Origin of the sequence: Bacillus sp. SJS (assembly GCF_000732485.2) — a bacterium.
GTDB classification, from domain to species: Bacteria; Bacillota; Bacilli; order Bacillales; family Bacillaceae; genus Metabacillus_B; species Metabacillus_B sediminis.
Genome location: NZ_JAQV02000024.1, coordinates 232,900 through 243,462 on the forward strand (window position 1 = coordinate 232,900; position 10,563 = coordinate 243,462).

9 protein-coding genes are annotated in these 10,563 nt (G+C 46.0%); 1 reads left to right on the plus strand and 8 read right to left on the minus strand.

What is annotated here, in order from left to right:
• Nucleotides 1-45 precede the first annotated feature (45 nt).
• Nucleotides 46-231 carry a YjzD family protein gene (locus AS29_RS15695; RefSeq protein ID WP_035409308.1) on the plus strand — a complete coding sequence of 62 codons (186 nt, stop codon included), beginning with the start codon at nucleotides 46-48 and terminating at the stop codon, nucleotides 229-231.
• Between the two features lie 134 nt (nucleotides 232-365).
• Here AS29_RS15695 and AS29_RS15700 read toward each other — a convergent pair whose 3' ends face one another.
• The 8 genes from AS29_RS15700 to argC all read right to left on the minus strand — a co-directional run bounded on the left by AS29_RS15700 (nucleotide 366) and on the right by argC (nucleotide 9,909).
• Nucleotides 366-545: a YjzC family protein gene (locus AS29_RS15700; protein ID WP_035409310.1), complete on the minus strand. Its 180-nt coding sequence runs from the start codon at nucleotides 543-545 to the stop codon at nucleotides 366-368.
• A 41-nt stretch (nucleotides 546-586) separates the two neighbouring features.
• Nucleotides 587-1,528, minus strand: coding sequence for an ornithine carbamoyltransferase (argF, locus tag AS29_RS15705; protein ID WP_035409312.1), 942 nt, complete (start codon nucleotides 1,526-1,528; stop codon nucleotides 587-589).
• The gene (locus AS29_RS15710; RefSeq protein ID WP_035409314.1) at nucleotides 1,516-4,518 is read right to left on the minus strand and encodes a carbamoyl phosphate synthase large subunit; all 3,003 of its coding nucleotides are present in this window, start codon (nucleotides 4,516-4,518) and stop codon (nucleotides 1,516-1,518) included. Before AS29_RS15710 ends, argF begins: the two co-directional genes overlap by 13 nt.
• Nucleotides 4,511-5,563, minus strand: coding sequence for a carbamoyl phosphate synthase small subunit (locus tag AS29_RS15715; RefSeq protein ID WP_035409316.1), 1,053 nt, complete (start codon nucleotides 5,561-5,563; stop codon nucleotides 4,511-4,513). Before AS29_RS15715 ends, AS29_RS15710 begins: the two co-directional genes overlap by 8 nt.
• A 68-nt stretch (nucleotides 5,564-5,631) precedes the next feature.
• Entirely contained in the window at nucleotides 5,632-6,786 is a 1,155-nt protein-coding gene (locus AS29_RS15720; RefSeq protein ID WP_035409318.1) for an acetylornithine transaminase, read from the minus strand.
• Nucleotides 6,783-7,562, minus strand: coding sequence for an acetylglutamate kinase (gene argB / locus AS29_RS15725; protein WP_035409320.1), 780 nt, complete (start codon nucleotides 7,560-7,562; stop codon nucleotides 6,783-6,785). The genes AS29_RS15720 and argB overlap by 4 nt, the downstream gene beginning before the upstream one ends.
• 13 nt (nucleotides 7,563-7,575) lie before the next feature.
• Nucleotides 7,576-8,793, minus strand: coding sequence for a bifunctional ornithine acetyltransferase/N-acetylglutamate synthase (gene argJ, locus AS29_RS15730; RefSeq protein WP_035409395.1), 1,218 nt, complete (start codon nucleotides 8,791-8,793; stop codon nucleotides 7,576-7,578).
• Between the two features lie 87 nt (nucleotides 8,794-8,880).
• Nucleotides 8,881-9,909: an N-acetyl-gamma-glutamyl-phosphate reductase gene (gene argC / locus AS29_RS15735; protein ID WP_035409396.1), complete on the minus strand. Its 1,029-nt coding sequence runs from the start codon at nucleotides 9,907-9,909 to the stop codon at nucleotides 8,881-8,883.
• Nucleotides 9,910-10,563: the final 654 nt, after the last annotated feature.

A 10,563-nucleotide genomic window follows, 5' to 3' on the forward strand; every position in this document is an offset into this window, starting at 1 on the left:
GTGATATCATAAAAGAAGAATTGTGTGCAAATGGAGGGGAAAATTTTGCGTTATTTTTGGACGTTTTTCTGGGCGTTTCTGTTAGTACATATGCTTACCTACGTTACTTCGTCAATGGTTGGAAGCGCATACGATTTTATGACAGCGACCATTTTATCCGTTGTTGTAACCATTTTGATCTTCGCTATAGCTGCTTTGATTCCAAATGAGCCTGTGAATGATCAGCATTAATAAGCAAAAAAAGACCTTCCAATTGGACAGGTCTTTTTTATTTCTATCTTTATAGCCCCTATCACTCCGCGGCAGAAAAAACTTCTGCTCTCTGCACGTGGGCGTTCAGTATTTCACTATTTCCGCGATTACTCTTACGGCTTTCTTTTATAAGTCCACTGCCTGTTGTGATTCGATGTTTCAGGAAAATGATCGCCGGCACTCAGCTTAATTTGCTTTGGATGCATGACGTTATCTCCCGTTTCTCCAATTTCTACATAAATGCCGTTGTTCGGCGCTTTTTGGCCTTCACGAAAACGATGCTGCTGTCCCATGTCAAACCCTCCTAATCAATGTTCCTGCATAGTATGCCCGTTTAGCAGAGAATCATTTTTAAAAGAGCTTTTTGAGCATGAAGACGGTTTTCAGCCTGCTGGAAGACAGCAGATTGAGGTCCATCGATCACTTCTGCGGTAACTTCTTCTTCGCGATGAGCGGGAAGACAATGGAGAAAATGGGCGTCAGGCTTCGCAAAGTTCATCAATTCCGCATTCACCTGGAATCCCTCAAAATCCTTCAGCCTCTTCATTGACTCCTCTTCCTGTCCCATACTGGTCCACACATCCGAATACAGAATATCTGCTCCTGCTGCGGCTTTTTGTGGAGAGCATGTAAATTCAAGCTTTGAGCCGGTTTGTTTTGATATGTTTTTCACTTCTTTTATAACGGATTCATCAGCTTCATACCCTTTAGGTGATGCCAGGGTAAAATCCATTCCCATCTTTACACAGGCAATCATAAGGGAATGGGCTACATTGTTGCCATCCCCTACGTATGCAATTTTTTTCCCGGAGAAGCTGCCTTTCAGCTCCTGAATCGTCAATAAATCTGCCAATGCCTGGCAGGGATGGTATAAATCCGTCAAACCGTTAATGACTGGGACTGTAGCATGCGCAGCCAGTTCGGCGGCCTTTTCATGCTCGAATGTGCGAATCATAATCGCGTCGACGTATGACGAGAGTACCTTCGCGGTATCAGCGATGGTTTCTCCTCTTCCTAGCTGCAGATCGCTGCTGCTTAAAAACAGGGCATGCCCGCCTAGCTGAAGCATTCCAGCTTCGAAGGATACGCGTGTTCTCGTTGAAGATTTTTCGAAAATCATGGCAAGCGTCTTACCTTTCAGAGATGACTCAATCGGTGCTTTTTTCAAAGCCGCTGCCTCATTAAGAAGAGCATGGATGAGATAGGCATCCAGCTCTAAAAGGGTTAAAAAATCCTGCCCCTTCAAGCTTTGCTGTTCATTCGTTAAGGCGTGCATGCGCCCACTTCCTTTCTGCTTTGGATTGGAATCGGCCCTGCTGAAGCTGCCGCCTTCCCTTTTATATACGCTAAATACGTCTCTTTTTCTGTCAGCACCCGCTGTCCATATGCCAGTGCAGTTTTTCTCGCCGATTCGTTGCCGTTGGGGCTATACAATACACAGGATTTCAGCTGCTCTTGGCTTAAGGTTTGCGCGTCCGTCAGAAGATTCTTTTCCTTGCCGTCGTCAAACACTTTATTTAGGGCCTCTTCAAGGCTTTTGCCAATACACATACCTTCCCCTGTAGATTTCATCTCCGGTCCAAGGTCCAGTTTTTGATCATGAAGAGCATGGGTAGAGAATACAGGGAATTTTACAGCTGTAAACGCCGCATCATGGCTCTGATCGATTAATTCTCCTCCGAGAAGCGCCTTCGTGGCTGCTTCAATCAAGGAGCTTTGCACCACTTTGCTTACGACCGGTGCAGTCCTGCTTGCCCGGGGATTTACTTCCAGGACATAGATTTGCTCTCCTTCGATGATGAATTGAATATTCATAATTCCTTTGTAACCCAAAGAGAGGGCGATTAAAGAAGCATAGTCCTTTAACGTTTGAATTTGTTTTACCGAATAGGATTGAGCGGGAAGGATGGCCATACTGTCACCAGAATGCACACCTGCGCGCTCCACATGCTCGATAATTAGCGGAATCCAAACATTTTTCCCATCTGAAACAAGATCCAGCTCCGCTTCATTTCCTTCGGTGTAGTGATCAACGAGAACCGGGAATACATCCGGCCCTGCTTTTAGGAGAAGGGCTTTTAGCTGCTCTTCATTTTCTGCCACCACCATTCCCTTTCCTCCAATTACGTAAGAAGGGCGAAGAAGGATCGGAAATCCGATTTCTTTCGCTGCGGCTTCCGCTTCCTCTGCCGTAAGGGCACTTGATCCTTTTACATGGGGGATCCCGCATTCGTCAAGCAGCTGATAAAAAGCATCGCGGTCTTCCAGTTTAAAAAGCGTTTGATGATCGGTTCCAAGCAGCGTGACCCCTGCCTCTTCAAGCTTTTCGGCAAGATTTATCGCCGTCTGTCCTCCATACTGCACGATGACAGCATCCGCTTGTTCATGCTCAATTACATTCATGACATATTCAAAGGTGAGCGGTTCAAAATAGAGCCGGTCTGCCAATTCATAATCTGTACTCACTGTCTCTGGATTGCTGTTGATCATAATCGCTTCACAGCCCATTTTCTTTAATGCTTTTATTCCATGGACGGCACTGTAGTCAAACTCAATTCCCTGCCCGATCCGATTTGGTCCTGAGCCAATGATCAGGACACGTTTTGCCCCGCTTTTCTCCGGAATCAGCTCTTGTTCACCAAAATAAGCCGAATAAAAATAATTCGTTCTTGCTTCAAATTCTGCCGCACATGTGTCGACAATTTTATAGACCGCTTCAATGCCCCATTTTCTGCGAAGCTCTCTGACTTCATTCTCCTGACAGTCAGCCCATAGCGCAATGGACGGATCTGAAAAGCCTTTTTCCTTCCAGCGTGCAAGCTGTTCCTTTTCTATAACGGACGAAATGTTCATCTCCTGTTCCATTTTTATAATGGATTGGACAACAGCCAAGAAATAGCGGTCAATTTGGGTCATGCTATGAATGTCCTCCAAGGTGCTCCCTCTTCTCATGCTTTCGGCAATGGCGAAAAACCGGCGGTCATCCGCATGCTTGATGAGTTGAACAAGCTCTTCGTCCGTTTGCTGAGCTATTTCAGGGGAAAAAGCTCCTATTGTATCAAGCTCAAGAGAGTCAAGTGCTTTAAGAAACCCTGCTTCCATGTTTCTGGAAAGCGACATGACTTCTCCGGTTGCTTTCATTTTTGTTCCGAGCAGACGGTCCAGGTCTTTGAATTTATCAAAGGGCCATCTCGGAAATTTGACTGCCACATAATCAAGTGCCGGTTCAAAGCTTGCGTAAGTTGTTTCGGTTAACGGATTTTTTAATTCATTTAGGGTAAAACCGAGTGCAAGCTTTGCAGCAATCCGGGCAATGGGATAACCGGTTGCCTTTGAGGCTAAAGCGGATGAACGGCTCACCCTAGGATTCACTTCAATGACAAAGTACTGCTTACTTTCCGGATCGAGGGCAAATTGAATGTTGCAGCCCCCAATGATGCCGAGCTCTCCAATAATTTTTAAAGCCGACTGTCTAAGCATGTGGTATTCTTTGTCCGTTAGTGTCTGGGATGGGGCAACAACAATGGAGTCTCCCGTGTGAATTCCGACAGGATCGAAATTTTCCATATTGCAGATGGTGACCGATGTTCCCGCCGCATCCCGCATGACCTCGTACTCCACTTCCTTAAAACCGGCAATGCTTTTTTCCACCAGGCACTGATGAATTGGACTTGCTTCTAATCCATGAAGCAGCATTTGTTCAAGCTCTTTCTCCGTTCTGGCAATACCGCCGCCTTTGCCGCCAAGAGTATAGGCGGGACGGATAATGATGGGATATCCGATTTCTTTGGCAAAATCAGCACCCTTCGCCACATCATTTACAATCATGCTTTCAGGAACCGGCTCTTTCATGTCATGCATGAGCTTTCTGAATTGCTCCCTGTCTTCCCCTTTTTTTATGGAAGCGGCGGAGGTTCCAAGAAGTTTGACTCCAAATCGGTCAAGTACACCCTTTTCGTCCAATTCAAGTGCCAGATTTAACCCGGTTTGTCCGCCAACTGTCGGGAGCAGGCCATCCGGTTTTTCTTTTTCAATAATTTTCTCGATTGAAGATGCAGTCATCGGTTCAAAGTAGACTGTATCGGCAATATCCGGGTCTGTCATAATAGTCGCGGGGTTATTATTGATTAGAATGACTTCGCAGCCTTCTTCCTTCAAAGCGAGACAGGCCTGCGTTCCTGAATAATCAAATTCTGCTGCCTGGCCAATTACGATTGGGCCGGACCCGATAACGAGAACTCGCTTAATGGCTTGATCCTTAGGCATAGATAGCAACTCTCCCTGTCTGATTCATCATCGCTTTGTATTCATCAAAGATCCATTCGCTTTCACGCGGTCCAGGATTTGCTTCCGGATGAAATTGAACGGAAAGAATTTGTTTTTCCGGATGGAATAATCCTTCCACACTTCCGTCATTAACATTTTCAAAGCGAATTTTTAGCTCCTGAGTGCCCTTGTTTCTTTTTACAACGTAGCTGTGGTTTTGAGAGGTCATGAATACCTTTCCCGTTTCCCTGTCCAGTACAGGATGATTTGCGCCGCGATGGCCGAATGGCAGCTTTTCGGTATCCTCGCCATGGGCGAGAGCAAGGAGCTGGTGCCCTAAACAGATGCCGAGTACCGGGAAGGCACGTGCAATTTTTTTAACGGCCGATAAATACCCTGCAAGCTGCTTTGGATCACCGGGACCGTTGGAAAAAACAACGCCATCCGGATGAAGATCAAACACCGCCTCCATTTTTTCATAAGGAAGAACCGTAACCTTTTGGCCGCGTTCAATCAAAGCAGTCAGGATCGATTTTTTAAATCCAAAATCAATGAGCACGGTATGCTGGATACCATTTCCATGTGTAGACGTTTCCCCGCCGCTATGCTCCGGCAGTTTAATTGGCGGTACATTGGCTGCTGGAACTGACGTGATTTTCGCGTTCATTGTTCCGGAAGACCGGATGTTTTTCACTAAATATCGCGTATCTACATGATGCAAGAACGGAATCTTCCACTTTTTCAAATACGCTTGCAGGCTGTATACCGCTTCATAATGAGAGAACGCTTCACAGCATTCATAAAATACAGCCCCTTTAATTTGTGGTCGCTTGCTTTCAAAATCCTCTAAATTGATTCCGTAATTTCCGATAAGCGGATACGTAAATACAAGGATTTGGTTCTGATAGGACGGATCGCTTAAAACCTCCTGATAACCCGTCATACCTGTAAAAAATACAGCTTCGCCTTCCGTTTCCGGCTGAGCTTCATCTCCAAGCTCCCCTGCTAATTCCAATCCGTTTTCAAGCTTGATGTACCCTTTCATTCCATTCACCTCATTTTTGTATATTAATTAATAATTATGTATTTTTATTCATTTTTACTTAAAAAAATTTAGACGCTTGCTTTGGAATGGAGGTCAAGAACCGCTTTTAGCATGGCAACAGCCATCCTGCACTCTTCATCTGTACTATTAATAGGCGGCAGCAGGCGGATGACATTCTCTCCCGCAGGCAAGACGAGCAGCCCGTTTTCTCTAAGCTCTGAAATGATGCCGGCAACTGGACCATTCCACTCAATGCCAATCATCATTCCCTTTCCCCTAACCTCATTGACCATGGGAAGGATCTCCAGTTCACTTTTGAGGTGGTTCATTAGATTCTCTCCATTTTTCTGAACAGCATCCAGAAACCCATCTTCAAGAACGGTTTCAAGAACAGCCTTCACTGCAGCCATCGCCAGTGGATTGCCTCCAAAGGTGGATCCGTGCGAACCAGGCTGAAAGGAAGGAGTGCATTCACTTTTGCCAAGCATCGCCCCTACAGGAAATCCATTCCCTAAACCTTTGGCTGAGGTGACGATGTCAGGGGTTATTAGCCCCTCATGGGCAAACAATTTACCGGTACGGCCTATCCCTGTTTGGACTTCATCCACAATCAGCAAGCAGCCTAAAGTTTTGCAGGTTTCCTCGACTTTTTGTAAAAACGCTTCCGTTCCCGGCACGACTCCGCCCTCACCTTGAATGATTTCAAGCATAATGGCCGCGCAGTTTTCTCCATCAAGTTCATCCAGTGCACTTAGATCGTTGTATGGTAAATATTCAAAGAACGGAAGCATTTCTCCGTAGCCTGCCCTGACTTTTTCCTGGCCAGTTGCGGCCATTGTGGCAAATGTCCGGCCATGGAAGGACTGCTTGAAGGTGACAATCTTCCCTTTTCCCGTATGTTTCCTCGCAAGCTTGATCGCTGCTTCATTCGCCTCTGCACCGCTGTTGCAAAAAAATACCGCATCAGCAAACGAATGCTTCGTTAAAAGTCCGGCAGCTTCTTCCTGCAGTTCAATCCTGAATAAGTTTGAAACATGCCATACTTTGTCAAGCTGCTCCGCTACTGCTTGCTTAACAGGCTCAAACTGATGGCCGAGGCTGCACACCGCGATCCCTGAGATAAAATCTAGGTATTTATTCCCCTCCTTATCCTTAACCCAGGATCCTTTTCCTTCTTCAATGGTGAGATTCCACCGCGCATATGTAGGAAATAAAGAACTCATCCTGCTGCCGCCTCCTTGTTAGGACAAATTTTTGTACCGAAAAATTCATTATCCTTTAGAAAAGCTTTCTTTCCGTTTACGATCACCACTTCTTTAAGCGTCCCTGATAACGAATTTACTGCAGCTTCTGCTTTTGGAATCATCCCTCCTGAGATGATGCCGCTTTTAATGCAGCCTTCGATCTCAGCCGGATCCGTTTCGCAAATAAGCTCACCGTTGTTTAGAATTCCATCCACATCTGTGACAAAAAGCAGCTTATCGGCATTTAGCGCCTGTGCAATGGCAGCAGCTGCCGTATCAGCATTTACGTTCAGTGTTTCAAACGCTTCGGTAACACCTAGGGGAGCGATGACAGGAATGTAATTCTGATTCAGCAAGAGCTCAAGCACATCCGTGTTTACCTTCTCAATTCCCCCTACCAATCCAAGCAGCTCTTCGTCAAGAATCCTGGCAGTTAGGAGACCGGCATCCTGACCTGATAAACCGACTGCGGAAAGTCCCCGTCTTTGGCACTCACCGGCAAGCTGTTTATTCAGCTTTCCTGCAAGGGTCATCTGAACGACATGTAATACTTCCTTTGTTGTTTTCCGCTGACCGTTCTTAAATTCTGTCTGAATCTTCATTTGCTTTAGCGTATTGGTTATATCAGGTCCGCCGCCATGAACAAGAACGACGTTCCATCCTGAATTCTTTAAGGAATGAATGGAGGAGAAAAAAGAATCTGAAAGCTCGGAAATAATGCTTCCCCCGCATTTGATCACCACGACTGGCCTCACTGTTTTTCCCCCTTCACGTTCTGTAGCTCGCATTGATTTTCACATAATCATATGTGAGATCACAGCCCCATGCGGTTGCTTCCGCATCACCAGCCGCTAGACTCACGCGGATCATAAGGGTTTTATGCTTCAAATACTCTGCTGCTTTTTCCTCGCTAAAATCCTGTGGTTCCCCTTTGCTGAACAGACATTGTCCGCCAAGCCAGATCTCGGTTTGATCCGGATCGACGGATGCCCGGCTATGCCCAATAGCTCCAATGATCCGCCCCCAATTCGCATCTTCACCAAAAACCGCTGTTTTCACTAGACTCGACCCTACTACTTTTTTCGCGGTTTCTCTAGCTTCCTGAACGGAAGCAGCACCGGTAACCTGAACCTCAATCAGCTTGGTCGCGCCCTCTCCATCCTTAGCGATTTGTTTGGCGAGATCCTTGCAAACCTCCTGGAATCCGTTTTTGAAAACCTCCCATTGAGGATGGTCCGGGGTTAGCAAATCATTTTCTGCCATCCCATTTGCAAGCACAAGCACCATATCATTGGTGGATGTTTCTCCATCCACTGTAATCTGATTAAAAGATGTGTCTGTTGCCTCGCTTAACAGCAGCTGAAGATGAACAGAATCAATAGCGGCATCTGTGGTAATAAACCCCAGCATGGTTGCCATGTTCGGATGAATCATTCCTGAACCCTTTGCTGCCCCGCCAATCCATACTTCCTTTCCATCGATGGCAAGCTTTAATCCCGTGTGCTTAACGCCCGTATCGGTAGTAAGAATAGCTGTCTCAAAGGAATGGCCGCTTTCTTTTGTGCTTGCCGGGTTCAAAAGCGGAATTCCCTCCAGGATTTTCTCCATATTCATTTGTTCGCCGATCACCCCTGTTGAAGCAACAGCGGTCAAGTATTCATTAATACCAAACCTTTCAGCGCACGCGCGTCTCATTTGATAGGCATCCGCCAGACCCTGTTTTCCTGTGCATGCATTTGCATTGCCGCTATTAACAATCAAAGCCTGAATTTTTTTACCTGCGGAAATGCTTTCCTGTGTTACTTTTAATGGTGCAGCTTGAAAATGGCTCTGTGTATAGACAGCAGCGGCACTTGCCGGCACCTCGCTTAAAATGACGCCTAAATCTTTTTTGGAGTACCGAAGGCCGCAATGGACCCCATCTGCACTAAATCCTTTCGGCGATACGACAGATCCATGATTTACAATCGTCATGGATGCCTCCATTACTTCCTGCACATTCAACACTCCCGAACATTTATTTTTATAAGGCAGCTTAGATCAGCTGGACATGTATTCGCTTTTCTAATGACTTTATGGATACACAGGAACAAGCCTTAGCCCTGTCTGTTCATCCCATGCATTCATCAAATTGTAATTTTGAACCGCCTGCCCGGCAGCTCCCTTCATCAAGTTATCAATAACGGAGGCAATTACAACCCTGCCCGTGCGTTCATCAACTTTTAACCCAATATCGCAAAAATTTGAGCCCGCTACTTCCTTCGTCTGCGGTTCACTTCCCGGCTTACGCACTCTTACAAATGGAGCCTGCTCATAAAAAGACTGATAGCTCTCGATCAGCATCTCTGTACTGATTCCTTCGGTCAGCGTCACATACATCGTCGCCATAATCCCTCTCGTCATCGGGACAAGATGAGGGGTGAAGCTAATTGTGACAGGCTCTCCCATCCACTGGCCAAGCTGCTGCTCAATCTCAGGAATGTGCTGGTGCTCTCCAATCTTGTAAACTTTGAAATTCTCATTAAGCTCGGAATAATGTGTTCCAAGGCCTGCCTTTCTTCCAGCCCCGGAAATACCTGACTTCGCATCTATGATAATCGATGCCGGATCGATGGCATGCTGATGAATAAGCGGTGCAAGCCCAAGCAAGGAGGCCGTCGGATAACAACCGGGATTTGAAAGGACCTTCGTTTCCGTAATGTTCACCCGGTTTAATTCAGATAATCCATACACGGCTTGTTCCAGAATTTCTTCCGGCGCCGGAGGCCGTTTATACCATCTCTCATAATCGCTGCCGTTTTTAAGTCTGAGATCTCCGGATAAGTCAATCACTTTAAACCCTTTATTCAACAGCTTAGGCGTCAATTCAGCCGATACTCCTGGAGGGGCTGCGATAAACATGATATCGATTCCTTCCGCTTCGTCCACGTTTCGCAAGGGTTCATCCTCGATGCTGTTCAAATGAGGGTATACATCCGAATAGAGATTGCCTCCTTGAGAGGATGTATATAATATACATTTATCTGTATAAGGATGATTCACTAGCAATCTATAAAGCTCAATTCCTCCATAACCAGTAGACCCTACAATTCCTATGTTCAAACCATCACCCGCCGTATCATTCTTTGAATTAGTTACCATTATAAATACGCATATAAATAAAATCAACTGTATATTTATAATTTTATTGACGAACTCTGGCAAATAAGCTCCTAAACTCCTTTACAGCGGTGGTGTAAGGGACAGAGAATTTTTTTCGGGAACGATTTTAGGAGAACGAATCGTATTTATGTTTGATCAGCGCGGGAAAATTTTTTGGGGGCTGATTCTGGGAAAATCCGGGCTTACTTTTAGTGGATACGGGCCAAGTTCGAGGGTTTGCGGGCCAACTTTGGCTGAATGCGGGCCAAGTCCGGGGATTTGCGGGCCAACTTAGAAGGATACGGGACCGTCAGTTAGAAGTTATATGATCTTCTGAGCAATATCCTGGGCAGAGTGGCCGATATGTCGGTCCGAGTGAGCGATATCCCATTCAAAGTGGCCAATATCCCTGCGAATGTCCGATATCTCAATCTAAGTGAGCGATATCCCTTCTTTAGTGTCCGATATCCTTGCGAATGTCCGATATAACAGGGGCTGTGGCCGATATCCTGGCCGGAGTGGCCGATATCTCGATCTGAGTGAGCGATATCCTTTTATTAATGTCCGATATCCTTGCGAATGTCCGATATTTCAAGGCTAGTGGCCGATATCCTG

What these genes read in the sequence shown, in the direction of transcription:
- AS29_RS15720 (WP_035409318.1), bottom strand. Translation starts at nt 6,786, where the DNA reads ATGAGTTCTTTATTTCCTACATATGCGCGGTGGAATCTCACCATTGAA.
- AS29_RS15710 (WP_035409314.1), bottom strand. Translation starts at nt 4,518, where the DNA reads ATGCCTAAGGATCAAGCCATTAAGCGAGTTCTCGTTATCGGGTCCGGC.
- AS29_RS15715 (WP_035409316.1), bottom strand. Translation starts at nt 5,563, where the DNA reads ATGAAAGGGTACATCAAGCTTGAAAACGGATTGGAATTAGCAGGGGAG.
- argJ (WP_035409395.1), bottom strand. Translation starts at nt 8,793, where the DNA reads ATGGAGGCATCCATGACGATTGTAAATCATGGATCTGTCGTATCGCCG.
- AS29_RS15700 (WP_035409310.1), bottom strand. Translation starts at nt 545, where the DNA reads ATGGGACAGCAGCATCGTTTTCGTGAAGGCCAAAAAGCGCCGAACAAC.
- argF (WP_035409312.1), bottom strand. Translation starts at nt 1,528, where the DNA reads ATGCACGCCTTAACGAATGAACAGCAAAGCTTGAAGGGGCAGGATTTT.